The organism is Mammaliicoccus sp. RAM2 (genome assembly GCF_045897195.1).
GTDB classification, from domain to species: domain Bacteria; phylum Bacillota; class Bacilli; order Staphylococcales; family Staphylococcaceae; genus Mammaliicoccus; species Mammaliicoccus sciuri.
The window spans coordinates 129,059-155,614 of the sequence record NZ_JBJNWI010000007.1 but is presented as its reverse complement, the minus strand read 5'-3'; the positions used below and the strand labels follow the sequence as shown (position 1 = coordinate 155,614).

The following is a 26,556-nucleotide window of genomic DNA, read 5'->3' as shown; positions in this document are numbered from 1 at the left end:
TTACGGACACTTCTCGGAATTCTGTCCCTAACGTCACCCCTTAGAGACACTTTTCCGAATTATGTCCCTAACAACGCCCCCTATATTTCCACCTACTATATTTTCACCGCAATATTCCACCCTGCAACTTAATCTCCACTCCGCTCCCAAATATACATCCAACCATTATATTTTTTCACAACAAAAAAACACTGCCCACAAAAGTGGACAGTGCTCTTTATATATATAGTCTTGGATATTTAAAAATAATGGCGGAGGAAGAGGGATTCGAACCCCCGCGAGCCGTTAAGCCCCTGTCGGTTTTCAAGACCGATCCCTTCAGCCGGACTTGGGTATTCCTCCAAATAAGACATTATTTATCTTATAACATGCCATTACTGATGTCAACAAAAATCACAAAAATTAAATTGTAATTTTTTTCTTTAAGGATTCATCTACAGCTTTTGCAACTGCACGCCCTTCTTTTATTGCCCAAACAACTAAACTTTGACCTTTTCTTGCATCTCCAGCTACAAATACTTTATCTTGATTTGTTCTGAAGTCTTTTTCATTTGCTATGATTTTGTTTCGTTCTGTCTTTAAATTGAATGAATGTGGCACTAAATGTTCTGTACCTTCAAAACCAATTGATAATAGGACTAAATCTGCTGGCCAATGACGTTCTGTACCTTCTACAATGACCATTCCGTCTTCAGTTTCTTCTAACACTTGCGTATATAAACCGCGAATATTACCATTTTCATCAACATCATAACGCATTGTTTGAATACCATATGCTCTTGGTTCAAATCCGAACTTTTCACGATATTCTTTATGCGCATAGTCTAACTTGAAAATTGGCATTGGTAATGGCCATGATGTATTTTGTTCCATTTTATCTGTTAGTCTTACATATTTATTAAATTGAACGACTGATTTACAGTCATCTCTTAATGCTGTTGCTACGCAGTCAGCACCTGTATCACCCGCACCGATTACAATCACATTTTTACCTTTTGCTGTTATAGTTGGTTCGTCAATTTCTCCCATTTGTAATTGCGTTTGCTCTGTTAAATATTCCATCGCAAAATGTATACCGAAGCTCATACGTCCTTCTAATGGTAGGTCACGCCCTTTTTGTGAGCCTGTACAAACAATAATTGCATCATACTGTTCATCTAGTTCCTCTTTCGTGATGTCTTTCCCCACATTAACATCTGTTTTAAAGACGATACCCGCTTCTTCCATTAATTTCACTCGACGTTCGATAACTTCTTTATCTAATTTCATACTTGGTATGCCGTACATAAGCAAACCACCTGGACGATGGTTACGCTCATATACAGTCACATTATAGCCAAGTAAATTTAATTCTTCTGCAGCTGTTAAGCCTGCTGGACCACTACCGATAATGGCTACTTTTTCTTCTAAGCGATGTTCTGGAAACTTAGGTTTCACAAGTCCCATATCATACGCTTCATCTATAATTGTACGTTCTATACCTTTGATAGCGACTGAATCATTATTAATCGCTAAGACACATGAAGATTCACATGGTGCAGGACATACACGACCTGTAAATTCAGGAAAGTTATTCGTTTCTGATAATCTTGCATATGCTTCTTCATAATCTTTGCGATACACTAAGTCATTCCATTCTGGTATATAGTTACCTATTGGACAACCTATTGTATCTCTACCGAATGATGAGCCTGTTTGACAAAATGGTGTTCCGCAATCCATACAACGCGCACCTTGTGTAGCTGCGTCTTCTTTAGTAAAACGTTGTTGGAATGCGTCATATCCTTTAATTCTATCTTTTAACGGCAACTCATCAAGTTGTTGCTTAGGATACTTCATAAAACCTTTAAATTCACCCATAATATGCCCTCCTTCTTAATATACCGAAGCCAGTTCTTCTTCATCACCAATAGATTTTCGATCATCAAAGAATGCATTTAACAGTGCATCTTCTTCGTTTTCTAATTTGTGTAGTGAAATCTTCTGCATCATGAGTTTGTAGTCTTTCGGAATCACTTTAACCACTTTGTCGACAATTGTGTCAAATGACGTTAGCACTGCTTTTGCTTTTTTACTATTTGTATATCGAACATGTTCTTCTAACATGTGTCTTAAATTCTCAATTTCATCTGGATCTTTTAATGTTTCAAACTCTAAAGTGTCAAGTTCATTATCTTTTTTGAATGCTTCAACATCTGTTGGCAATGCGTAACATACACCACCACTCATACCTTGACCGAAGTTACGCCCTACATCACCTAAAATGACGACACGTCCACCAGTCATGTATTCTAAACCGTGGTCGCCGACACCTTCAACAACGACGTTAACGCCACTATTTCTTACACAGAAACGTTCCCCAGCTCTACCGTTAATATAAGATGTTCCACTTGTCGCACCGTAGAAACAAACGTTACCGACGATGATATTGTCTTCTCTATCTTCGTTAGGTGCATTTAAGATCAATTTACCTCCAGATAAACCTTTACCAAAGTAATCGTTAGCGTCACCAGTATGATGTAACGTCATACCATTAGGCGTGAATGCACCATAACTTTGTCCAGCATGTTTAAACGTCTTAACACTTATTGTATCTTCTGGTAAACCAGGTTCACCATGCACTTCTGTAATATAACTACCTGTAATAACACCAACATCTCTTTCAGTATTTCGAACGTTATAACTACCAACAAATTTTTCACCATGATCAATTGATGCTTTTGCATCTTCATATAATTTCGTTAAGTCGAATCCAACATCAAGATGATGATTTTGATTCATAGAGCGGTATCTTTCACCTTCATTTACAAATAAAAGTGCCTCTAAATCAAGTTCTCTCGCTTTAGGGTGAGAGTAATATCTGTTTGATACTGATAACAAGTCCGTTCTACCTACAAGTTCGTCCATTGTTTTTAAGCCTAATGAAGCTAGAATTTCTCTTATTTCCTCGGCAATAAAATACATGAAGTTTACGATGTGATCTGCTTTACCTGTATATAATTTTCGTAAGTCGCCATTTTGAGTCGCAATACCAACTGGGCATGTATCTTTATGGCATACTCTCATCATAATACAGCCAAGCACGACTAAAGGTGCTGTCGCAAATGCAAACTCTTCTGCACCTAACGCACAAGCGAGTGCAACGTCACGACCAGTCATTAATTTACCATCTGTTTCTAACGTTACACGTGAACGAAGACCGTTTAACATAAGCGTTTGATGTGTTTCAGATAAACCAATCTCCCACGGTAACCCAGCATGTTGAATACTCGTCTTAGGTGATGCACCTGTACCGCCGTCATATCCACTGATGACAATCTTGTCGGCAAAAGCTTTAGCAACACCTGCTGCAATTGTACCTACACCAGATTTAGAAACGAGCTTAACACTGATGTCTGCTTTTCTATTTGCATTCTTTAAGTCATGAATCAATTGTGCTAAGTCCTCAATAGAATATATATCATGGTGAGGTGGTGGTGAAATTAATCCGACACCCGGTGTTGAACCACGTACTTCAGCTACCCAAGGATAAACTTTTGTACCAGGTAATTGTCCACCTTCACCAGGTTTAGCACCTTGTGCGACTTTAATTTGAATTTCTTTAGCGTGTTGTAAGTAATCGCTCGTTACACCAAAGCGACCTGATGCGACTTGTTTAATAGCACTCATATAATTTGTGCCATCCGGCTTAATAATAAAGCGTTCTGGATTTTCTCCACCTTCACCACTATTACTACGTCCACCAATTCTATTCATCGCTTCTGCTAAAGTTTGATGCGCTTCTTGAGAAATAGAACCGAAGCTCATCGCACCTGTCTTAAAGCGTTTCACAATTTGGTCAGCAGATTCTACGTCTTTTAAATCAATTGCGCGATTTGATTTAAAATCAAGTAAGTTTCTTAAGTGACTCATACGTTCACTATCTGCAGCTTCAGAATACTCTTTAAACATTTCAAAATTATTATCTCTACATGCATGTTGTAATAAATGAATTGTTTTAGGATTGAATGCATGATATTCACCTTGTTGACGCCATTGGAAAGTACTACCTGAATTTAAATATTTAATCTGTTCAGACTGTCTAGCTTTATTCTCTTTATCAATCGTATCAATTGATATACCAGAAAGTTTAGACGGTGTACCTGTAAAGTATTGATCGATAACATCTTTACCTAATCCAATTGCTTCAAAGATTTGTGCACCTTGATAACTTTGAACAGTTGAAATACCCATTTTAGCCATTACTTTAATCACACCAGCTGATAACGTTTGACTAAACGTATCAATATTCTGTTCAACTGTACCTTCAAGACGTCCCGCAGCAGTTAAATCTTCAATCGTATAATGTGCTAAGTATGGCACAACAGCATTGGCACCATAACCTATTAATGTAGCTAAATGATGTACTTCACGACACTCACCAGAATAAGCCACAATACTTGTATCTAAACGTTGACCCGTTCTAATCAAGTGTTGATGAATGTGACTAACCGCTAATAATATCGGCATTGCAAACGCCGCTTCTAAATCTTCAACAGACTCATCTTCTAAGACAATAATCTCAGCACCATTTTTAACGGTTTTCGATACAGTTTGTCCTAAGTCATCTAACGCTTCTTTAAGTGAACCTGTGTAAGTCGTCGGAATCACCGCAACATTAAATTCACTATCTTGAATTTGCTCAAGTTGCGCTTTCGATAATACTGGATGATTTAACTGAATTCTTCTCGTGTTATCTTGATGCGGTTGTAACAAGTTACCTTCTTTACCTAAGTAAACCAATTCACTTGTAACGATTTTCTCTCTATATGAGTCAATTGGTGGATTCGTTACTTGAGCAAAATGTTGTTTAAAGTAATTAAACAACGATTCTGGTCTCGTACTTAACACGGCAACTGGCGTATCAAAGCCCATTGCACCAATTGGATCTTTCTTTTCACTCACGAGTTCTGACATATATTTATTAATTTCTTCTTTTGTATATCCGAAACGACGTTGTAATTGGAATAATTTTTCTTCTTCAACATGTGATGGTGTCGCCACTGTATCATTTACATTTAACGGTTTATGACTTACCCACTCATCATAAGGATATTCACTTGCGATACGTTGTTTTAATTCATCATTTTCGATAACTTTATTCTCTTTAAAATCCACTAATAAAAGTTTACCTGGGTTGAGTTGCCCTTTATAAACAACATGTTCTTCTTCAACGTCAATAACGCCTACTTCTGAAGAAAATATAATTTCATTTGAATCTGTAATTGTGTAACGACCAGGTCTTAAACCATTACGGTCTGTTAATGCGCCAAGTTTATCTCCATCACAGAAACTAATCATTGTCGGACCGTCCCACGGTTCCATTAAATAACTGTAATATTCATAGAAAGCTCTAATTTTAGGATCTTGTGTTTCGTTATATAACCACGGTTCAGGAATCAATAGCATTGCAGCTTGTTCTGGAGGAATACTTAAACTTAAGAACTCGAGTGCATTATCAACGATTGATGAGTCACTTCCTGATTCATCTAGCACTGTTCCAATCTTATCTTTCACATCACCAAAGATTGTTTCAATTAATCTATCTTGTCTTGCACGCATCCAGTTAACATTACCTTTAATCGTATTAATTTCACCATTATGCATTAATAATCTATTTGGATGTGCTCTTTTCCAACTTGGAAATGTATTCGTACTAAATCTCGAATGTACAGAACCAAATTTAGAAACATAATCCTCATCTAACAAATCAATATATAAACCTTTAATTTGGTCAGAACGCAACCAACCTTTATATACGATTGTGCGTCTAGATAAACTTGCAAAGTATAAATCTAAATCTTGTTCATCGCCATATCTTTCAATTTGTTTACGTGCAATGAATAACGAACGATCAAAGTGTTCACTTGAATGATTTTCAACAAACACTTGTTGAATACAAGGCATTGTCGCTTCGACATGTTCTGCCAATACTGACGTATCTAATGGAACATCTCTGTATCCAATAACTTTTAACCCTTCTTCTTCAAAGTACGCATTAAACTTCTTTTCATGTTCACTGCCAGCTATTTTTCCATCAGTGAAGAACATACCTACTGCGTAATGTTCTTCTTCAGGTAAATTTAATTTTAATTTTTGTTTAAAATAGAGGTGAGGGACTTCTGTCATAATACCAGCGCCATCACCAGTAATTCCGTCAGCTCCAACTCCACCTCTATGATCTAATCTACAAAGCATTTCAATTGATTTTAGTACAATTTCATGTGACCTTTTGTTGTCCATATTGGCGTAAAAGCCAATCCCGCAAGCATCATGCTCGTCCATCGAATCATATAGGCCAAGTTGTCTTCTATCTTTCTTAAATGACATTCGACATCACCTCAACAATAAATTTCAGAATCTTCAATAATTGATAGTCTATATCATACTTTACAAGGACTTATCTTAACAATATATAAAATAGATGAAATATATCTAAAAATTAGATAATATAAATAATGAGGTGTTGAATATGGAGATAAAACAATTAATTTATTTTAGAGAAGTTGCTTTGAGAGAGCATATTTCAGAGGCTGCGCTCGAACTAGAGATCGCCCAATCTGCGGTCAGTAGACAAATCGCGAATTTAGAAAAAGAATTAAACACGACGTTATTTTTAAGAGAAGGCAGAAATGTAAAATTAACAGACAGTGGCGAACTGTTACTTACACAGACAAATAGAATTTTAAATTTAATAGAAGAGACGAAAGATTTATTTATACACCAAGAACATTCAGATAGACGTTCTATTAAACTCGCTTATACAGAAAGTTATGTATCACAAGCTTTACCGGCTATTATTAAGACTTACGAGCGAGATTTCAAAATAGAAGTTAGACCTATGATGATGACACCATTAGAAATCGAAGAAGGTTTATTATCTCATCAAATAGATGTCTCGTTATGCGAACTCACACCGAAACTAACAAACAATAAACATACTATTAAACATACACTATTCGAAGAAACATATAATTTATACGTACACAACAACAACGATTTATCAATGAACCCTAAACCGCCTTTATCACAATTGAGCCAACAATACATTTACCATTTCAACACATTACCTGATCAAATATCACATTTAATACGTAAACATGCATCACAGAAGACTTACCCGATTTCAAACTTTGCATTATTACGACAAACTTTACTATCTGAAAAAGGCGTACTCATCGTGCCTGATTATTTAAGTAATGGTATTGAAAATGAACAACTTACAAAAATCCCGTTAACACATACCGAACTTAAGAGAACCATTAACATCGTTTATCAAGACAATAACCAAAATAGTAAATTGAAGACTTTTATTGAACACACACGCTCATTATTACAAAGACAAGCAACGTATCATTAAGGAGGATATTTTCAAAATGGATTTTATCAATAGAACGACTGAAGAAATTGCTGCTGACTTACTTGGCATCAAAATCATTCATGAAACAGACGATATCGTATATACAGGTTATATCGTTGAAACTGAAGCTTATATTGGTAAACACGATCAAGCTGCCCATTCATTCAATGGTAGAAATACTAAAAGCGTGAAATCTTTGTACTGTGAGGGTGGAACGATTTATGCACACTCCATGCACAAACAATTACTGATTAACTTTGTTACACAAGTTGAAGGTGAACCTCAAGGTGTCTTAATTAGATCGATAGAACCTGAACACGGCATTGAGCAAATGGCATTGAACCGTAACGGCAAAACAGGTATAGAATTAACAAATGGACCTGGCAAATTCACGCAAGCAATGCAAATATCTAAAACATTAGACGGCACTAAACTTAATGCTAATTGCTTAAAAATTGATACAACAAATAGAAGATATCCTAAACAAATTGAGCGTTCAGCAAGAATCGGCATCCCAAATAAAGGTATTTGGACAGACAAACCTTTACGTTTCACAGTAGCAGGACATCCGTATGTCTCAAAAGCTAGAAAACGCGATTCACTACCTTGTGCTGAAACATGGAAATAATTGAAGTACACCACTTATGTACGTATACTATAGTATGTTCAAATCAAAGAAAAATGATGGTGGCAAAACATGAATTCAAAAATCAAACAACAATTAACGAAACCATTTAATGTTGCGATACTCATATTTATTGTATGCGTTGTAATAACCTATATATTCACCCAACATAATGCGCAATATTACAAAACACCGATTGGTCAAATTACGGATATTACACACCAATCTTCACAAACAACGGTTGACCAAAATAAAAATAAAGATACGTTACATAAAGAACAAATCCATTTAGAGATTCAGAATGGCCAGCATAAAGGAGACCGCATTACAGTTTCTCATAAATACACGGATTCTTTAACGGACTCTGAGAAATACCATGTAAACGACCAAGTCCTCTTATCCTATAAAGGTAAAGAAGACACTGCTATTATAAAAGGTTTAAAACGAGATGGTGCTGTCACGTTAATGACTGGTTTGTTCTTATTAACTTTACTTATCGTCGGTAGAAAATCAGGACTATATTCCATTATTTCACTCATTATTAATGTCACAGTTCTACTATTAATGATTGATTATTTCATGAAACATAATAATCATCACTTCTTTATATTAATGACGGCAACAGTTATATTCTCAACAATCGTGTCCTTACTGCTCGTTAGTGGCTTTAAGCGGAGAACTTTTGTTGCGATAATTTCAACTTTGTTTGGTACATTTTTAAGTATTGGTATCGCTCAACTCGTCATGATGTTTACGAATGGTGACGGCGTTAAATATGAAACGATGAGTTTCTTAACGATTCAGCCGACACAAATATTTCTTGCGTCTGTGCTAATAGGTTCGCTTGGTGCCGTTATGGATGTTGCAATTACGTTAACAAGTTCCTTATATGAGATTAAGGCACAACACCCCGAAATTTCATTGAAACAATTGCGTCAATCTGGCACAAACATTGGTAAAGATATTATGGGCACAATGACGAACATCTTATTCTTTGCTTATTTATCTGGTAGCATTCCGATGATTATTCTTTACTTTAAAAATAGCAATACAATCACGTACACCTTATCCATGAATTGGTCATTAGAAATTACAAGAGCACTCATGGGTGGCATTGGCATTGTGATTACGATTCCTATCACAATATTTGTTGCAATGATGTTCATGCAACGAGAGGAGGCTAAATAATGACGACATTTATTTTAGCCAGTATATTACTCATTCTTATGATCATCGTTGGTGGAAAGAAAGGATTTAGATCGTTCGTAACGTTATTTTTAAACTTGCTGACGTTGTTTATTGCGCTATTACTCATCATTTATAAAGCGCCTATATTCATCGTATTAATCATCTTCTGTTTAATTATTACGTGTATTAACTTGTTCTATATTAATGCATATAATACTAAGACAGTTGCTGCCTTTTTCGCGACCATTATATCTACGCTTATCTTAATAGGATTAATCTATTTCATTGTAGATATTTCAATGTTGCAAGGATTCACTGAAGAAGAACAAGATGAAACGTATATATTTTCAATGAATATAGGCATACACTATGCCGAACTCATGGTATTTACAGTCGTATTAGCCGTAATCGCAGCAGTGATTGATTTAACAATATCCATTAGTTCTCCAATGTACGAACTATATGAAGCACATCCAAAAATATCATTGCAACAACTTTTCAAGTCTGGCTTAACAATAGGAAGAGACATCCTATCAACAACAACCAATACAATTTATTTCGCCTACATAGGCGGACAAATCACGCTATTTTTCTGGTTTGGTAAATTAAATTACACCTTTGGCGAAATAATCAATGCCAAAATATTTGCAGCTGAAATCATAACCATATTATTAGGTGGCATCGCTGTAAGTATCGCCATCCCAATCACTTCATTTATCACAGTGAGATTAATAAAGAAACAACAACATAAAATATAGAAGAAAGCACCTTTTGACTCGGTCAAAAGGTGCTTTTGTTTGTATATATGAAGGGCTAACGATCTTGTTTGCGTTTCTTGGACGTTAAAATTTATAACGATCTTGTTTTTCAGTCTTGATCATTAGAAACACTACATTCTTCTATTAAATAGGTTCTAAATTACTTTCAATTTCTGCTCTTCTTGATTCTAAAAATCCTGGTAAATCCAGCTGTTGTCCAAGTTGTGACACATCATCATATGGCACACCTGGTCCTTCTGTCGCAAATTCGATTAATATATGTGAATGTCTATAATATAAGCTTTTAAAGAAATCTCTATCTACTATTCCAGAATGTACAACGCCTTTTTCATCTAATAATTCTTTCACTTTATTTAATTCTTCTTCGTCTGCTACGGATAATGCAAGATGGTGAATACTTCCTTTACCAGGCCTTTCTCTTTGACCTTCTACTTCTTTCAATATAATATCGCTATACAATCCTTCAAAATCAATCGTATATAATAACTCACTTTCAGAATCTACTAACTCAAAATGCAAATCATTCTCCAGGAAATTTTTCATTTCTGAAACATCATCAATTTTAAATTCTACAGGACCCATACCCATAATTTGATGTTCTTCTGGTACATCTGTGTATCTGTTATGACGCCAACTTTGCGGCACTTTACGTTCACCATTAGGTAATAACACCATTTCCAATCCTTCATGATCTCTAAAATGTAAAGCCGTCATACCGTTATAAATACCAATAGCGTCATGATCAACATCAAGCTTTTCAAAACGATCTTTCCAATAATTTAAGCTTTCTTCACTTGGTACTAACAAGCCAATTCTTGAAATCGAGTTCGTACCTTTATAAGTTTGTCCCATCGGTTTAAGTTCGAAAAATGTTAAAGAAGTACCAGGCGAACCAACCTCATCACCATAGAACAAATGATACATAGAAGGGTCATCTTGATTCACTGTTTTTAAATATAAACGTAGTCCTAATTTTTCCACATAAAAATCTTTATTTAACTTAGCATCTTTCGTAAGCATCGAAATATGGTGGTGCCCTAAAATTTCTATCATAATCGTACCTCCCATTAATTTAACTACATTATACGCGCATCAGTTTCATCATTACAAAAATTATACTCACATGTAAATATATAGACACCAGTCATAGTGACGTCACTATGACTGGTGTCTAGTTATGCATATTTTTTATATAAATAGTCGTATATTTTTTCGAATCCTTCAACCCAATATTCCTCAACTATGTCTTTAATATAGTCTTGGTAAAGATTCATATATTGAGCAACCGCTTCTCTATGCTTTATAGAATTATTACAATCATTTATATGATTTAACTTTGAATAAATATCAGCAGGCAGATGATGAGCAGCTTTTTTACCTAGAACTGCCTTCTCAGGATAATATTTATATAACAATACTTTAATTGCATGATTAAGTGCGTTATCTATCATTTGAGTCGTCCATAAATATTGTCCTCTTCCAACTATATGATCATATTGAAAGATAAACCAACAACTATCTAATGCTGAATCTATAAATACCTCTTCAGTTATACTTAAATCTTTTTTATCATATTCCTTCAATTTATCATTAGGGTCATACATCACTTTTATATCATCTGTTTGAGGATAATCATGTTCATGAACAATATAACAATCTATATGTAACATATCTTCAAATACACCAACGATTTGAGGGCATATAATTTCGACAACTTCTTTAAATAACAGCGATTGATATTGCTCTAGTGCATCTACAATACTGTCATATACTTCTTCAACTTGTACATCACGTTCTAACATGACATAAATATCTAAATCAGAATATGCATCATTCTCCCCTCTAGCAATAGACCCTTTTAAAAATATTGATAAAACTCCATTTACTTTTTTCAAAGCAGGTACAATTTTCTCTAAAGCCATTTCGTATCTCATATTCCCACCCCTTACTTAAAAATTCAGATTATTATAATATATCACAATTACAATTGAATAATATATGCATATTTTTCGAAAAATGATTTTTTTAGCGTTATGATTATTGTTGTAGGGAGAGATACAATATGACAAGTGAACAGAAAAAGAGATCTATTTCATTATTATTAGCAGGATTCATCATTTTTTCTAGCCTTTATGTTACGCAACCGATATTTAATGGGCTTAGTCAATATTTTAACGTGTCGCTATCTGATATCAGTTTAACTTTATCCGTTTCTACTTTTATGCTTGGTATTGGTTTAATTTTAGTGCCTATGCTCAATAATATTGAGAAGAAACGTATGATGTCTATTTCTGTATTACTTGTAAGTGTATTATCTATCATCAGTGTATTCGTAACGAACTTCCATTTATTTCTCGTCATTCGTGGTCTGATGGGATTAGCTTTAAGTGGTGTGCCTTCTATCGCTATGGCGTATATAGCTGATGAAGTACATAAAGATAGAGTCAGTAAAGTAATGGGTTTATATGTAGCAGGAACGACCTTTGGAGGTATGTCTGGCCGTGTAGTTGTTGGTATTCTAACAGACATCGCGAATTGGCAAGTTGCGATCGCGTCGCTCAGCATTCTTAATTTAATACTCGCAATATTAATGGTTATTTTATTACCAACTTCAACAGTTCAAACACCACAATGGGTATCACCGAAACAACATTTCATTAAATATGGAAAGTTGTTAAAGAACCCAGCCGTTTTAAAAACGATGTCACTAGCATTCTTATTAATGGGTACCTTTGTCACAATATACAGTTATATAACGGTACGTTTCGAACACCCACCATTCTCACTTAGTGAGTCTACAATTGCCTTTATATTTATTTTATATTTAATAGGTACGTATAGCTCCATTAACTTTGGGAAACTCAGTTATAAACTTGGAATAAAAAAAGCATATGCAATCGCCATAACAATTATGATTGTAGGTATTATCCTTACATTCATAACATACTTACCAATTGATATATTAGGACTCGCCGCAATGACATTCGGATTCTTTGGCGCACATTCCATTCAAAGCAGTTATATCGCCACATTAACCGAATCAAGCAAATCACACGCCTCAACTTTATATTTATTAGGTTATTATGTAGGATCAAGTTTATTAACAATATTAGGCGGTTATGTATTCGTACAATACGCATGGATAGGTATCGGCATCTTAACACTCTTATTAACAGTAATAGCCGCAATAATTAGTAGATCATTATTTAAAAATATCGCTTAATAAATTGAAAAAACGCTTAGCTCGCAGATGAGCTAAGCGTTTTTCTATTCCAATCCTAATTTCTCTAATCCTAATGATTCTACTGTTAAACCTTCTGTATAGAAATCTCGCTCTAATATTGTTGAAGCGATTACGATTATGGCATCTATGTTTGGTGTTGGTACGCCGATTACTTTTCCTAAGCTTGACCAGAGTACTAAACCATATGCGATATCTTCTGTTAAATATCTATTTTCTACTTCGTTTGGTCCGTTGATTTGTGAAAATACTGGACTTGTATTGAATAATTTATTGAGTGGTTCATCTTCATCATCATTAGATAGATAACCTCGTTCTATACGCGCACCTTTTGCTGTATTAAGTTCGAAACCTAATTTTCTACCTAGTGACAATCTTTCTAATTCAACTGCATGCAATAGCTTCACAGTATGAGGTGTAATACCTTCTTTATATAAGGCAAATTCATCTGCATAGTCTATTCTGCCTACGTTTAATAATGTTGGACCTGGATGCACTTCTGGATTCCCGTTTTCTAAGTTTGTCTTCCAAAGACTTTCTTCTTTGACGATATACGGATATAGTTCTTTAATCGTTCTAAAGCTTTCTGTTAAATAGCTTTTATCATATGTTGAGAAGTGTACTTTCTGAACGTTAAGAGATAAATTCACTTCTGCTTTATCATAATCTACACGTGTCCCGTACGTTAATGTATTCAATTCAGCAAACTTTGGCATTGTTTCAATATGTTTTTTCTCTAACACATTGATAAACCTAATAGATCCCATAGCTGCTGCAATATTGAATAAGATCAGTTGATCATTGTTAATAAGAGGCGCCATCGTTTTCGCATAATGTTCGATGAATGATGAAGGGATAATCATTTGTATCACTTCTGCATCTTTTAATACATACGACATATCATCACTTATGTCAGTAAACTTAACAAATGTCTTTTCACCTTCATTTATAAAATCAAAACCACCTCGTTCAAAAGCTTTATCAAATTTATGAATAGATTGATTACGACAATATAATTTTACTTCATGTCCTTTAGATATCATGTCTAGAGCAGCGGTTACGGCACCATTACCTGAACCTACTATTGCTATTTTCATATTATCCTTCCCTTCAATAAAAATTAGTATATATAAATATATACCCAGGAAATTTTAACATAAAAGAAAAGTGAGTAAGACATTGATTTATACCTTACTCACTTTTTATAAAAAATCTATGATTGATATTGTTTTGACTTTTCTTCTATTGTTTGTGTAATGACATTAACAATAGTATCAATGTCTTGTTCTTCAATAACGAGTGGTGGAGCTAAACGTATAATATTGCCTTGTGTTTCTTTACATAAGACACCTTGTTCATTAATACTTGATACGATTGATTGTGCTTGCTCATTAAGTTCAATACCGATAAACAACCCACGTCCTCTCACTTCTTTTATAATTGGACTTTCTATTTTTTTCAAACCATTTAATAATTTTTCACCAAGTTGTTGCGAACGTTCAGGAAGCGACTCATCTATAAGTACATCCAAAGCTGCAATTGAAACAGCACATGCTAATGGATTTCCGCCAAATGTTGAACCATGTGTACCTGGCGTTAATACTTGCATGACATCATCGTTCGCTACGACCGCAGAAATAGGATAAAGACCGCCACCTAAAGCTTTTCCTAATAAATAAATATCAGGTTCAACGCCTTCCCATTCCATCGCAAACATCTTACCTGTTCTACCTAATCCTACTTGAATTTCATCTGCAATCAACAGAATCTGATGTTGTTCACACAAAGCTTTAACTTCTTTAATGAAATTTTTAGGTGGGATATGAACGCCACCTTCTCCTTGAATAGGTTCTAAGATGATTGCTGTTGTATTTGGCGTGATAAGAGTAGCAATTTCTTCAGCATTGCCAAATTCACTGTATTTAATATTACCTGCTAGTACACCAAAGCCTTCTTTATAACTATCGTTTGATGATAAGGACAGCGAACCAATTGTTCGACCATGAAAATTACCTTCCATCGCAATAATTTCAGCATCAAGTGCATTGATACCCTTGATATCTTGACCCCACTTCGTTGCTACTTTGATGGCAGTCTCTACCGCTTCAGTCCCAGTATTCATAGGTAATACTTTATTTTTATTGGCTAACTTACAAATCTTCTCTTCCCAAGTGCCTAAATTATCACTATACAAAGCTCTAGAAGTCATTGTAATCTTTTGACTTTGATCTAAAAATGCTTGAATAATTTTAGGATGACCATGCCCTTGGTTTAGAACTGAAAATCCAGAAACACAATCAATATATGTATTGCCATCTGAATCTTTAACATGTGCACCTTTGCCTTCAGTCAAAACAATATCTAATGGACTATAATTATTCGGGCTATACTTTTCTGTTAATGCGATAAACTGATTCATTGAGTACCCACCTTTATAATAAATATACTATAATTCGTATTAATATTCATTATCATACATTTGTTTTGTATATAAGTCAAAAGAAAAAAGTGACTGAGACACTACATTATGTCCCAGCCACTTCTATAATTAATATTTATTTTAATAAATGACTAATGGCATCATCTATATATGGATACTCAAATTCAAAATTCTGTTCTTGCAATTTTTTAGGGAATACTTTTTGAACATCTAGAATAACAGTAGACTGCTCTCCTAATAACAAGCGCAATGCAAATTTTGGTACTGGCAATAAATGTGGTCTATGAATCGCTTTCCCAATAGATTCGCCGAGCTCATTTTGTTGAACTGGATGAGGACTACATAAGTTATAAACTCCTTTAAATTGTTCATTTTGAATGAGGGTAGTGATGCCTTTTACTAAATCATCAATATGAATCCAACTCATCCATTGTTTACCTGAACCAAGTGGACCACCAACAAAGAATTGATAAGGTTTAACCATCGTAGGTAGCGCACCACCCTCACTGGATAATATAACACCAAATCGACCTATAACGACTCTCGTTCCTAATTTATCAAATAGCCATGCGGTTTGTTCCCATCTTTCTACGACAGTCGATAGAAAGTCATGTGACAGAAACTGATCATACTCATCGTAAGATACCACTTTAGACGGCGGGTAGTATCCAACTGCACTCGCATTAAATAATACTTTTGGTGCATAATTTTGCTTTTCAAAATAGTCATATAGTCGCTTAGTCGATTCAATACGACTCTTCATAATAGCTTCTTTATGCTCAGGTGTCCAACGATTGTTGAGACTAGCGCCTGCGAGATTAATCACGATATCGATTTGAGGTAAATACGCTTCCCAATCATCTTCAGACCAATTAATGTAATGTACAAATGGTTCCTCTGACGTTCTATCACTTCTTGTTAATATATAAATTTCACTATCTGTATTTAAGTAATGTTCCACTAATGCTGATCCAACTAAACCTGTTCCACCTGTCATTAATATTTTTTCCATTTTATCCCCACTTTAATTTAAGTTGTTGTATAAAATCATCTATAATAGTATATACCCATTTTTATAGATATTAAGGAGGTTAAATATGTTTATTAGACAAGCAACCATTTCAGATTTAAGTAAATTAGTCGAATTACGCAAAGCGCAATTAATTGATGAAGGTTCTAACCCAACACCTAATATAGATGTTGAACTAGAACAATTTTTCACGGACATGTTAACGAACAAATCGCTTTATCAATTATTAGCCATTGTTGATGATAAAATTATCGCAAGTGGTGCGATTATCTATTACCCATTTCCACCATCGTTCACAAACCCATCAGGTGAAAGAGCATACGTTACTAATATTTATACACACCCAGATTTTAGAGGACAAGGCATCGCCCAAAAAATCATTACTGAACTCATTCAAGATGTCGAATCAAGAAATATCAAAAAAATCTTACTCGCCGCTTCTACTCTAGGTAAACCAGTGTACAAAAAGCTTGGTTTCAAAGAAGTCAACGAATGGATGGAAATTAATTATGATTTATAAACTATTAAATAGTTAACTGATTAACTTCAAACCTATCGTGCTTGCTAGAATAATGCCGATAAATAATATACGTTTAAATTCTTTAGACTCCCCATAGAATATAATACCTAATAACGCACCGCCGACAGCACCGATACCAGTCCATATTGCATAGCTCGTGCTCATAGGTATTGTATTCATTGCGATGGATAAACAAATAAAGCTTAATACAAAGAATAATCCTAGCCCTAATAACGATGGGATATTATTACGTTTTGCATAAATGTTCATAAATAATACGCCTAACATTTCAAATAAACCTGCCAAAATCAATACAATCCATGCCATGTTATGCACCCTCCTCTTCACGTGTTACAAGTTTCAAGCCAATGACACCTATAATTAACGTCACGATTAAAATAACTTTTCCGATAACAACAGGTTCACCAAATAATGCGAAATCCACAATGGTTACACCCGTCGCACCTAACCCAACATATACAGCATACGAAGTACCTACTGGCAGATATTTAGATGCATTAATTAATAAATAGAAACTTACGACAATCGCGATAACTGTCAGAATCCATTCAAATGTATTATTTGCATGTGTTAAGCCGACTACCCAACCAACTTCAAATATTGCGCCAATGATAATTTTTATCCAGTTCATTTACATTTCCTCCTTAAATTAAAAAGCCTGGGAAACTTATTTAATAAGTCTCCCAGGCTTTTATCCCTCCGTGTCACAAGTATCAACTTGCGGCTTTCTCTCGGTCCAGACTAACCACTCGGTTACGGAACCCTAGAAAGCTTTTATTCGATTAGTTCGAATTATAGCAAATGAATATTTATTGGTCAATAAAGTATCATTCGTATCTGAAAATTACAAATCACAACTCAAATCAGATATAATAGAATTAATAGATCATCATTTGAAGTGATTGAGGTGAAAGCATTGAATCAAACAGGATATCGAATTAAACAAAGAAGAGAAGAACTCGGATTTAGCACGTATAAATTAGCTAAACTGATTAACGTCAATCAGTCGACCATTTCTAGATATGAAACTGGTCAAACATCTAAATTAACACCTTCAGTAGTTGAAAAATTATCAATCGCACTATCTACAACACCCGCATATATTATGGGCTGGGTAAACGTACCAGAAGCATACGAAGATGAAGAAGATTCACAAATTATTAATGATGCCATTCAATTATTACGTGGTTTAAGCAAAGAGAAAAAAAGACAAGCATTAGCATATATACAAGAAATATCTCAAAAATCATAACGTTTAAATTAAATAAAACGCTAACGAGTCGACTCGTTAGCGTTTTGTTATTAATCTATTTGAACAGAACCAACATCACTTCTAATTTTGACTAAATTATCTCCTGAACCTACTTTTTTATTCTTTAATTCATTGCGATTAATTTGTGTATTACCTACATCTTGTTCAATATCTAGTAACGTATTTTTCAATTCTTTATTATAAACCAATCTCACAGACCCTGTATCTGTTTCAATGTCTAATGGTGTATCAGCTGGTGCATCATTTAATCTAACTGTTCCTGTATCACTTTGAATTTTTCCATTCTTGAAGTTCGTCTTATTAGTTAAAATCTTACCTGTATCTGAATATGCTTCAAAATTCCCTAAATCCGAACCATCAATGTTTATCATGCCCGTATCTACAACTAAAGATGTGTTATCAGATTTAATATCGTGCATGTTAATTTTACCTGTGTCTGTCTTTATATCCAGTTGTTCAAGATTTTTAGGTACTGTTATTTCGATTTCATTATATTCATTCTTAAAGAAATTAAAATTAATCATCAAATTTTGTTCTTTTAAATTGACGTTTAATGTTTCGTCTTCTACTTTAGAAGTTATATCAAATTCATCTTTATTCCCTACAGATGTCACTTTAAATTGATCGCCTTTTTTGATGGTTACAGCAGCATCACTTGCATTAACATTTATATGTTTAATTTTTTCTTGATAAGTCTTATTTAAGATCGTTTCTCGTTTCGTATTATCTGCTTCTTTTTTCCCGACAGCAAATGTCAGTGTACCAAATACGATAAATATAGCAAGTCCTAGACTAAATAAAATCCATAATAATTTCTTCATGATTTAGCACTTCCTTTCACGATAGAAATATTCCAACGTAAATATTTAACCGTTAATTGATATGACCATTTAGTTAATAAGTAAGTAACCACAAACAGCACGAGCCCTAAACCAAAGCTGGCTAACACAATATATACATCTAATTGGTGAACTGCATCAAAGCCATTATAGACACCCTTTACAATCAACATCGCAGGCGTAACGAGTAGAGATAGAGTTGTCGCCATAAAACTAAATAGCACCGAAATAATAATGACAAAAGGAATTAAAATAACAAAGAAATTCAATAAACCTAGTCCCATTACAGATATAATCGCTTGCCACACGTTACCTACTTTATGATGAGATTCTGCTCTATCTATCGCTAAAGTTGCATTTATTTCCTTGACAATATCTCTCGGATGACCAAGTTCTTTAGCAATATCCTCTTCTGTTTGCCCGTCTTCAACACCACTTATAAAATGCGTTTCATATTCAGCTAGAATATCTTGCTTATCTTCCTCAGATATATTCTTTAAATACTTACTTAACAAATTTAAGTATTCTTTCTTACTCATTACTTTCACTCTCCTCTAAAAACAAATTCACCGCATCTGTGAAACTTTGCCATTCTTTTAACAACTGCTCTAATCGCTCATTACCTGAATCTGTGATTTTATAATACTTTCTAGCTGGTCCTTCAGTAGATGGCTCATAATATGTTGTTAAATATGCTTCTTTTACGAGACGTCTTAACAAAGGATAAACCGTTCCTTCAGAAATGGTGATTCTAGGTGTGATTTTTTGAATTAATGAATAACCGTATTGATCTTCGCCTTTAATAATAAGCAATACAATAAATTCAAGTGCGCCTTTTTTAAATTGTATGTTCATATTTTTTCCTCCACTTACCCCAGTACTATACAATGTATAATAGCTCTTGATGAAAATATAACACACACTATTATACATTGCAAGGTACTAAATTATACTATGCTATAAATTTTTTATATTTGGCTAAATTATTGGTATATTAAGTACGACAAACAATAAGGGGGATTAGAATGAACGTAAATTACAGAACTGACGAAACGCACGCTCATCAAACGATTGATGTATCCATACATTCACATAAGTCACATGTATTCAAACTTTTAGGAACGACTGAAGGTATTAAACAATGGTTTCCTGAATTATCTTTTGAAGAAGAACGAGCAGGTAGTCAATTAATCTTCGACCTTGGTAATAATGAATATGAATATGCGAAGATTACAGACTATCATCCAAATGATCATATTGGATATGACTGGGACCAAGGTCATGTAGATTTTTCATTAGAAGAAAATGGGGACACTGTAACGTTAACATTTAAAGAATCGTTACCATTCACCTTCGAAACCATTGCGAATGATTTTACAGGCTGGTATTTTCAAATACAAAGTGTAAAAAAATTAGCCGAAACAGGACAACCATTATCGAAAGATGCATTTGATTTTAAGTCAAAGACCGACGAAATAAAACAAGCTTTAAACTTAAATTAGAGTAAAAAAAGCCAAACCACACGATCAGACATGTGATTTGGCCTTATTTTTGATCAGTCTATTAATTTCATGCCATAATAAGCAATTATAAATGCGATAAGTGCGAATATAATTGGCGTTACAATAGCAACGACTCTATCTTTAAATTTATCTTTCTTTGTTCTTTCACGAATTGTTTTTACATCTTTACCATTCATATAGTCCATAATTTGACTATATGCTTTAATATTATGGACTTCTTTAAATTTATCTACTTTATAAGCAAAGTACATACCGATTAACCAAAGAACAAAAGGTACAACCAATCCATACATGCCCATTAACATCATACTCGGTATAAGTAGAATAGCAGCAAGTCCCATAAAGGTCATCATTAACCAAGTCCACTTATCAAATACTTTTCTATCCATTTCTCTTTTCATCATGTTTACATCTCCTTTTACTAAATGATCTAAGGAGACATCAAATATATTACTAAGTAGCAATAAAGATTCAATATCGGGGTAACTCTTACCCCTTTCCCAATTAGAAATAGACTGCCTACTCACAAAGACTTTTTCAGCTAGATCTTCTTGAGATAAGTTATATTCTTTTCTCAAATGAATAATTTGCTTACTTAAATTCATATTGATGTCCTCCTTGTCATCACCTTAATAAAAGATTCAAAAACAGTGTATCAAACATCGTTGTCATTGCATTAAAAATCCTGAAAAAACATTGCCAAAGATATTTTGCATCTTTGATATGAAAGGGTTTATAAAAAGAAGCTTACACTTTAAAAACCGTGTAAGCTTCTTTAATATATTACGTTATCTATTATTCCTTGCGTCTTGAATACCCTCTAATATTCCTGCAAAGAAATCTGATAATGCTAGCAACATTATTACAAAAGCCATAGTAAACAACAATGTCTTAGCATTAACAGGAACTTTCTTCTTATACGTGTATATGCCAACTACTAATGCAACAATTAATGTGACAATAAAGTGCATGTTGACCGCCCCTTTCACATAACAAGAATGTTAATATTTGTAATTATTATAAAATATTGTAACAATTTTGACAATATTCCGCCTCCAAATTGTTATTTTACACTCTGATTGATATAATTTATCTAAAATGAGGTGAACTTCATTGTCTAACTCATCGGTTGCAGAAAGTTTTTCTACAGGACATTTTGATAAATGTAATGCTTATTTAGATCAAGATATCGAATGGCATATTGTTGGCGATACAACATTGAAAGGTTATGAAGAAGTTGCAAATTATTGCACACAAGTCTCACATTATTTTGAAACCGTAACAACACAATTTGAAATTCACGATACGATTAAAAGTGTCCACCAAATTGTCGTTATAGGTACTGGTTATTTTTATAAAGAAGATATCCAAATAAATAAGATAAATGCATGTGACATATACACATTTAGAGAAGATAAAATTATAAAAATACAGTCATATTGTATAGAGAATAAGTAAGTATTATATAGTCTTCGTGCGATACGCCCTAATTTTATACCTTAGCGCACGATATCTCTCAGTCTTCGTGCGTTACTCACTGATTTTGTACCCTTGCGCACGATATCTCTCAGTCTTCGTGCGCTTGGACTTGCTTACACCTAACGTGCACTTGATTTATTCCACAAAAAAGAAAGCAGCAAAAATTCACAAGTCAGGTGTAATTTTTGCTACTTTTATTATTTACTCATAATATTCTTTCAACATATTTAAATACTTTTTCTTTCTTCCTGGTGAAACATAAAATTCAAATTGATGGTCTTTTTCTGTTACTTCATACTTTGTTAATCCTGTTATTTCAAACAAGTGTTCTTTTGAAATGCCATGCTTTTTTATGATTTGGTTAAGTTCTTCACCTAATACTTCATGAGACGCATTCATATTGAAATTGACAAATACCATGATTGACATTCCGATTCCTATTATTATAAATGACTCTATTTTTATATTATCCCATAATAGTAGTAATGGCCATAAACATGGAATCGCTACACATAATATAAATTGCTTAGGTCTTTGTTTAATATTTTTAATAATCGTATTCATAAATATCAACCCTCAAATACAATATTCAATGTTAATTATATTATATGGTTATATATATCGTATTTCAAATACTTATATTATATAAAATACATTATTTTACTCAATTCTATTTTTGTAATTGATTTTCTATATATGCGCGTTTCTCTTCTAAATGTTCTGGTAAGTATAACGTGATGTCTTGAAATGCTTTGTCTTCAAAGGCAATTTCTTTCATATTAAGCTTTAAAGTCGCAACTTCAAATAGCAATTGATTTGGATCTCTATAGTAAATTGATTTAAAGAATCCTCGATTTTTAATCGGTGAATGGACCATATTTAATTTATCTAAAGCTGTTTCAACTTCTTGCAATTCACCTTCGTCTTCAGCTGAAATAGCAACGTGATGTATACCGCCAAATCCTTGATCTTCAAGTGGATTAAATGTGTCATAAATAAAATGTATTTCATGATACATATCTTGATTATGATTATGCAAAATCTCAACAGTTAAATCTGTATCAAAGAATGTCTGCTGACCTACTGATGTCCAATTATATAATTGTTGGAAATGTTCTATACTTGCTTTAGGATATCTGACACGTGCATGTATAGAATCTAGACCAAGTATTTGATATTCTACTGGCACGGTACTTTCTTCATCTGTATTAAATTGATGGACATTTTCTTGATCAGAAATGACGATTAAACCGAGTGGCGTATTATCCGGTCCTTCAAAACGAATTAGACTACGGTCAGTGTAAACTTCAATACCATAGTGGCATATTTCATATTCATCAAACCGTGCTTCCCAATATTTTAACGATTCTACAGAAGGCACTTTAAAAAGTAATCGATCAAATGCATTTGCACCAAACTGATTATCTTTACCTTCTTTCATTTCAAAAAGCGTCACTTCTGTACCTGGTCGTCCATATTTATCAGCAAAGAAAACATGATACATTTCATAGTTCTCTTGATTAACAGTCTTCATTAGTAAATTGAGACCTAATATATTACGATAAAAATTGAATGATTCTTCTGCATCATGATTTATAATAGATACATGATGTATAATTGAATTGTGATTCATAAACAACAGCCCTTTCACATTAATGGAGGAGATATAATGGAATATTTCTTACAAGAAAATCCGAATAGCAATACTTTAATTGTACTTTTTCATGGAACAGGTGGCAATCAATACCAACTTCTTCCTTTTTCAAGTATATTAAACCCTGAAGCTAACATTTTAAGCTTACAAGGTAGTGTTGGCGAAGGACAAGAAAGACGTTTCTTTGCACCTCTTCAGAACAACACATTAGACCGACATGACTTCGAGCAACAAACGAAATCTTTTATAGATTTTTGGAATACATTTATCGAAGAACACGATTATGAAGAAGTCATATTTTTAGGTTATTCAAACGGTGCGAATTTCATATTAGGATTACTGGAACAACACCTTATTAAAGTTGATCAAATCTTATTACTGCACCCATCAGACCTCGACTATCATATTACAGAAACTTATAAAGAAACATCCGTCATTATTACGACAGGTTCAAATGATTATTTAACAATACCTGGCAAAGTAAAAGCACTATCAGAACAACTTAAACCATTATTTAAAAACGTTCAATTCGAACTACTCGACGGCGCCCACGAACTAGAAGAACCAGAAATTGAACATATTAAAACGATGCTCTAATTTAACTTCCTAGAGCATCGTTTTTTATATCAATATTCTTATTATCTACACTTATTTCAAAATCATCCAAAGTTAATAAATCAATAGGTCTTAGTTTATTAAGTTTTGGATGCACTAGCCAAATAATCCCCAAAACAATAAAAAAGCAACCTGTTATACTGATTAAAGCAATTGGGTTCATTAATTCTAGTAAAAACCCACCTATTAGACTTCCTAAAGGTAAACCAATGACACCTAAACTACTTGTAATTGAAGTTATTCTTCCTAAGATGTACTCTGGAATGATTGCTTGGCTAGCTGACAGGAATAAAATATTCGCCAATCCTACAGATAACCAACTTAAGCCAAACAAAATAATAAAGATATAAATAGGTGTTACAAAACCTAACAATAGAAAAACACCGGATAAAATAAAAGTTACTACCATCAATTTACCAAATGGATATTTCTTAACATATCCAACAACTAGCGTTGATAATACCATACCTAATGATATAGCAGATAAAAACAATCCATAATATATTGGTTGATTAAGGTAGTGAGATAAAACAGGTAGTGCTGTATAAACCATGCCAATTCCAAAGTTAACTGCAAATGCGCCAATCTGGAATATCCACAATAATGAATGTCTCACTGTATATAAACCTTCACTTAATGAATTCATATATGTTTTAAAATCCAATGTACTACCAGTAGATTTTTGAGATTTAACTTTTATCATCGCATATATAACTGCTGCGCTTATAAAAATAATTGTATTCATAACGTATAACGTATAAATACTAACTAAAGAAATCAATATCGTAATAACTGTATTTAATACTAAATCCATACTTTGATTAGAAAACGACATCATTGCGTTACCTGACACAATTTTATCTTTAGGTAATAACACTGGCACTAATTTATTACTAATAGGGTAAGAAATTTCACCTACCATTGCTGCTGTCACAACAAGAATAATAATAAGTATAGCATTTTCGTAGTGAAAGAATAGGAGAACAGCAATTATACCCACTAAGACTGCTTGTATCGTTTGAGAATGTATCAAAATTTTCTTCAAACTAAAATGATCAATAATTGGCCCATAAAACATCTGTAAACATTTCGGTACTAATATCAAACTACTTAAAAGCCCTGTAAGTGCAGAGCTTTTTGTTATATCATAAATTAACCACATAGTCGTAATAAAATAAATACTATCTGCAGTATTGGTTAATATTCGTCCAAAAATGAGTTGCATAAAGTCAGTATGTTTTAAGAGTCCTCTCATTAATCATCATTCTCCTTACGATTAAAGACTTTATCTCTCATTTCAAATCCAATTATATTCAAATAATAATATGATTTATCTTCATCATTGGATTGTTGATCTACTTCATCAATTAATGCATCAAGTTTTTGCTTAAATGTATCGAACTGATTCTGAGACCACTTCGCTTGTACAGTCTTTGATATTAACTGTTCATCATCCATGATTAAACCATATTGATTTAACACATCAATCGTTCGATTAATCTGTGAAGTTACCATATCTTTTGTTGAATCTGACACTTCATCTCGATATTCATTTAATAGCTGTGGATTCACTTTAAATCCGTTATGAGTTGCTACATAATATTTGTAAACATTACTTCCTTTAACCTCTGTACGATTGATTTTTACCATTCCATATCTCTCAAGTTCTTTCAAATGGTAAAATATCTTAGCCTTTGGAATATTCAAATGTTTCCCAATTTCCGTTGCAGTCATTTCTCGTTCTATCAATAGCATAGATATTTTCATTCGTAATTGATCAGATATACACTTCAGTTCCTCAAATGTATTTATTTCAAATCGATTTGGTTGCATGAAATCTCTCCTTCTATTTATGGTTAATTTATTTTAACCGATTAATAAAAATAAATCAATTTAATTAAAACAATCCTCTAAACCAAAAGTTTAGAGG

28 protein-coding genes, 1 tRNA gene and 1 riboswitch are annotated in these 26,556 nt (G+C 33.5%); of the genes, 10 read left to right on the top strand and 19 right to left on the bottom strand.

All coding sequences use genetic code 11. The features are described from left to right. Nucleotides 1-249: 249 nt before the first annotated feature. The 3 genes from ACJTHF_RS11640 to gltB form a co-directional block, all read right to left on the bottom strand. Nucleotides 250-342: transfer RNA gene (locus ACJTHF_RS11640), tRNA-Ser, on the bottom strand. 60 nt (nucleotides 343-402) lie between these two features. Further along, complete coding sequence (locus tag ACJTHF_RS11635) at nucleotides 403-1,860, bottom strand: glutamate synthase subunit beta (protein WP_058590782.1); 1,458 nt, start codon at nucleotides 1,858-1,860, stop codon at nucleotides 403-405. Between the two features lie 15 nt (nucleotides 1,861-1,875). Then, nucleotides 1,876-6,369 carry a glutamate synthase large subunit gene (gltB, locus tag ACJTHF_RS11630; protein WP_106417478.1) on the bottom strand — a complete coding sequence of 1,498 codons (4,494 nt, stop codon included), beginning with the start codon at nucleotides 6,367-6,369 and terminating at the stop codon, nucleotides 1,876-1,878. 142 nt (nucleotides 6,370-6,511) lie between these two features. On the opposite strand from gltB, the gene gltC reads away from it, so the two are divergent. The 4 genes from gltC to ACJTHF_RS11610 all read left to right on the top strand — a co-directional run bounded on the left by gltC (nucleotide 6,512) and on the right by ACJTHF_RS11610 (nucleotide 9,970). Next, nucleotides 6,512-7,399 (top strand): glutamate biosynthesis transcriptional regulator GltC, encoded by an 888-nt coding sequence (gltC, locus tag ACJTHF_RS11625; RefSeq protein ID WP_232157072.1) that lies wholly within the window; start codon nucleotides 6,512-6,514, stop codon nucleotides 7,397-7,399. Between the two features lie 16 nt (nucleotides 7,400-7,415). Continuing rightward, the gene (locus ACJTHF_RS11620) at nucleotides 7,416-8,027 is read left to right on the top strand and encodes a DNA-3-methyladenine glycosylase (protein WP_084756625.1); all 612 of its coding nucleotides are present in this window, start codon (nucleotides 7,416-7,418) and stop codon (nucleotides 8,025-8,027) included. 69 nt (nucleotides 8,028-8,096) lie between these two features. Next, nucleotides 8,097-9,212, top strand: a complete 1,116-nt coding sequence (locus ACJTHF_RS11615) for a YibE/F family protein (protein ID WP_058590778.1) — start codon at nucleotides 8,097-8,099, stop codon at nucleotides 9,210-9,212. Further along, nucleotides 9,212-9,970: a YibE/F family protein gene (locus tag ACJTHF_RS11610; protein WP_106417477.1), complete on the top strand. Its 759-nt coding sequence runs from the start codon at nucleotides 9,212-9,214 to the stop codon at nucleotides 9,968-9,970. Before ACJTHF_RS11615 ends, ACJTHF_RS11610 begins: the two co-directional genes overlap by 1 nt. Before the next feature lie 144 nt (nucleotides 9,971-10,114). On the opposite strand, the gene ACJTHF_RS11605 is transcribed toward ACJTHF_RS11610, so the two are convergent. Both ACJTHF_RS11605 and ACJTHF_RS11600 read right to left on the bottom strand, forming a co-directional pair. Continuing rightward, nucleotides 10,115-11,044: a VOC family protein gene (locus ACJTHF_RS11605; protein ID WP_232157071.1), complete on the bottom strand. Its 930-nt coding sequence runs from the start codon at nucleotides 11,042-11,044 to the stop codon at nucleotides 10,115-10,117. 122 nt (nucleotides 11,045-11,166) lie between these two features. Then, a complete protein-coding gene (locus ACJTHF_RS11600; RefSeq protein WP_232157070.1) occupies nucleotides 11,167-11,925 on the bottom strand; it encodes a nucleotidyltransferase domain-containing protein in 759 nt (252 codons plus the stop codon). A gap of 128 nt (nucleotides 11,926-12,053) precedes the next feature. Here ACJTHF_RS11600 and ACJTHF_RS11595 point away from each other — a divergent pair, with 128 nt between their 5' ends. Continuing rightward, on the top strand, nucleotides 12,054-13,214 hold the full coding sequence (locus ACJTHF_RS11595; RefSeq protein WP_078354878.1) for an MFS transporter: 1,161 nt from the start codon (nucleotides 12,054-12,056) through the stop codon (nucleotides 13,212-13,214). Between the two features lie 44 nt (nucleotides 13,215-13,258). On the opposite strand, the gene ACJTHF_RS11590 is transcribed toward ACJTHF_RS11595, so the two are convergent. From ACJTHF_RS11590 to ACJTHF_RS11580, 3 genes are all read right to left on the bottom strand, one after another. Further along, a complete protein-coding gene (locus ACJTHF_RS11590; RefSeq protein ID WP_058590770.1) occupies nucleotides 13,259-14,329 on the bottom strand; it encodes an NAD/NADP octopine/nopaline dehydrogenase family protein in 1,071 nt (356 codons plus the stop codon). 116 nt (nucleotides 14,330-14,445) lie between these two features. Further along, nucleotides 14,446-15,651 (bottom strand): ornithine--oxo-acid transaminase, encoded by a 1,206-nt coding sequence (gene rocD / locus ACJTHF_RS11585; RefSeq protein ID WP_106417565.1) that lies wholly within the window; start codon nucleotides 15,649-15,651, stop codon nucleotides 14,446-14,448. 136 nt (nucleotides 15,652-15,787) lie between these two features. Next, nucleotides 15,788-16,684: a TIGR01777 family oxidoreductase gene (locus ACJTHF_RS11580; protein ID WP_058590768.1), complete on the bottom strand. Its 897-nt coding sequence runs from the start codon at nucleotides 16,682-16,684 to the stop codon at nucleotides 15,788-15,790. 85 nt (nucleotides 16,685-16,769) lie between these two features. On the opposite strand from ACJTHF_RS11580, the gene ACJTHF_RS11575 reads away from it, so the two are divergent. After that, nucleotides 16,770-17,222 (top strand): GNAT family N-acetyltransferase, encoded by a 453-nt coding sequence (locus ACJTHF_RS11575; protein WP_232157068.1) that lies wholly within the window; start codon nucleotides 16,770-16,772, stop codon nucleotides 17,220-17,222. A 12-nt stretch (nucleotides 17,223-17,234) separates the two neighbouring features. On the opposite strand, the gene ACJTHF_RS11570 is transcribed toward ACJTHF_RS11575, so the two are convergent. Then, nucleotides 17,235-17,549 carry a DMT family transporter gene (locus tag ACJTHF_RS11570; protein ID WP_037589390.1) on the bottom strand — a complete coding sequence of 105 codons (315 nt, stop codon included), beginning with the start codon at nucleotides 17,547-17,549 and terminating at the stop codon, nucleotides 17,235-17,237. Between the two features lies 1 nt (nucleotide 17,550). Further along, the gene (locus ACJTHF_RS11565) at nucleotides 17,551-17,874 is read right to left on the bottom strand and encodes a DMT family transporter (protein ID WP_025906137.1); all 324 of its coding nucleotides are present in this window, start codon (nucleotides 17,872-17,874) and stop codon (nucleotides 17,551-17,553) included. Between the two features lie 47 nt (nucleotides 17,875-17,921). Beyond that, a riboswitch (guanidine-I (ykkC/yxkD leader) is annotated at nucleotides 17,922-18,021 on the bottom strand. Between the two features lie 138 nt (nucleotides 18,022-18,159). On the opposite strand from ACJTHF_RS11565, the gene ACJTHF_RS11560 reads away from it, so the two are divergent. Next, a complete protein-coding gene (locus ACJTHF_RS11560) occupies nucleotides 18,160-18,495 on the top strand; it encodes a helix-turn-helix domain-containing protein (RefSeq protein WP_048540278.1) in 336 nt (111 codons plus the stop codon). Between the two features lie 50 nt (nucleotides 18,496-18,545). Here the strand turns inward: ACJTHF_RS11560 and ACJTHF_RS11555 are convergent, their stop codons facing one another. From ACJTHF_RS11555 to ACJTHF_RS11545, 3 genes are read right to left on the bottom strand one after another with little or no spacing between them, the layout of a single operon-like run. Then, a complete protein-coding gene (locus ACJTHF_RS11555) occupies nucleotides 18,546-19,337 on the bottom strand; it encodes a DUF4097 family beta strand repeat-containing protein (protein WP_078354876.1) in 792 nt (263 codons plus the stop codon). Next, nucleotides 19,334-19,894 carry a DUF1700 domain-containing protein gene (locus ACJTHF_RS11550; RefSeq protein ID WP_232157064.1) on the bottom strand — a complete coding sequence of 187 codons (561 nt, stop codon included), beginning with the start codon at nucleotides 19,892-19,894 and terminating at the stop codon, nucleotides 19,334-19,336. Before ACJTHF_RS11550 ends, ACJTHF_RS11555 begins: the two co-directional genes overlap by 4 nt. Further along, on the bottom strand, nucleotides 19,887-20,210 hold the full coding sequence (locus ACJTHF_RS11545) for a PadR family transcriptional regulator (protein ID WP_025906145.1): 324 nt from the start codon (nucleotides 20,208-20,210) through the stop codon (nucleotides 19,887-19,889). Before ACJTHF_RS11545 ends, ACJTHF_RS11550 begins: the two co-directional genes overlap by 8 nt. A 170-nt stretch (nucleotides 20,211-20,380) precedes the next feature. Between ACJTHF_RS11545 and ACJTHF_RS11540 the strand changes: the two genes are divergently transcribed. Beyond that, entirely contained in the window at nucleotides 20,381-20,857 is a 477-nt protein-coding gene (locus tag ACJTHF_RS11540; protein WP_048540274.1) for an SRPBCC domain-containing protein, read from the top strand. Between the two features lie 53 nt (nucleotides 20,858-20,910). On the opposite strand, the gene ACJTHF_RS11535 is transcribed toward ACJTHF_RS11540, so the two are convergent. Both ACJTHF_RS11535 and ACJTHF_RS11530 read right to left on the bottom strand, forming a co-directional pair. Next, entirely contained in the window at nucleotides 20,911-21,483 is a 573-nt protein-coding gene (locus ACJTHF_RS11535; protein WP_048540271.1) for a helix-turn-helix domain-containing protein, read from the bottom strand. A 183-nt stretch (nucleotides 21,484-21,666) separates the two neighbouring features. Next, the gene (locus ACJTHF_RS11530; RefSeq protein ID WP_058590764.1) at nucleotides 21,667-21,849 is read right to left on the bottom strand and encodes a hypothetical protein; all 183 of its coding nucleotides are present in this window, start codon (nucleotides 21,847-21,849) and stop codon (nucleotides 21,667-21,669) included. Between the two features lie 142 nt (nucleotides 21,850-21,991). On the opposite strand from ACJTHF_RS11530, the gene ACJTHF_RS11525 reads away from it, so the two are divergent. Then, nucleotides 21,992-22,336, top strand: a complete 345-nt coding sequence (locus ACJTHF_RS11525; protein ID WP_232157062.1) for a nuclear transport factor 2 family protein — start codon at nucleotides 21,992-21,994, stop codon at nucleotides 22,334-22,336. 222 nt (nucleotides 22,337-22,558) lie between these two features. Here ACJTHF_RS11525 and ACJTHF_RS11520 read toward each other — a convergent pair whose 3' ends face one another. Further along, nucleotides 22,559-22,921, bottom strand: coding sequence for a hypothetical protein (locus ACJTHF_RS11520; RefSeq protein WP_078354873.1), 363 nt, complete (start codon nucleotides 22,919-22,921; stop codon nucleotides 22,559-22,561). A 106-nt stretch (nucleotides 22,922-23,027) separates the two neighbouring features. After that, nucleotides 23,028-23,990: a VOC family protein gene (locus tag ACJTHF_RS11515; RefSeq protein ID WP_107603393.1), complete on the bottom strand. Its 963-nt coding sequence runs from the start codon at nucleotides 23,988-23,990 to the stop codon at nucleotides 23,028-23,030. 36 nt (nucleotides 23,991-24,026) lie between these two features. Between ACJTHF_RS11515 and ACJTHF_RS11510 the strand changes: the two genes are divergently transcribed. Next, a complete protein-coding gene (locus tag ACJTHF_RS11510; protein ID WP_048540262.1) occupies nucleotides 24,027-24,608 on the top strand; it encodes an alpha/beta hydrolase in 582 nt (193 codons plus the stop codon). Between the two features lies 1 nt (nucleotide 24,609). Here the strand turns inward: ACJTHF_RS11510 and ACJTHF_RS11505 are convergent, their stop codons facing one another. After that, complete coding sequence (locus ACJTHF_RS11505) at nucleotides 24,610-25,881, bottom strand: MFS transporter (protein WP_232157060.1); 1,272 nt, start codon at nucleotides 25,879-25,881, stop codon at nucleotides 24,610-24,612. After that, nucleotides 25,881-26,459: an ArsR/SmtB family transcription factor gene (locus tag ACJTHF_RS11500; protein ID WP_058590759.1), complete on the bottom strand. Its 579-nt coding sequence runs from the start codon at nucleotides 26,457-26,459 to the stop codon at nucleotides 25,881-25,883. Before ACJTHF_RS11500 ends, ACJTHF_RS11505 begins: the two co-directional genes overlap by 1 nt. Nucleotides 26,460-26,556 lie beyond the last annotated feature (97 nt).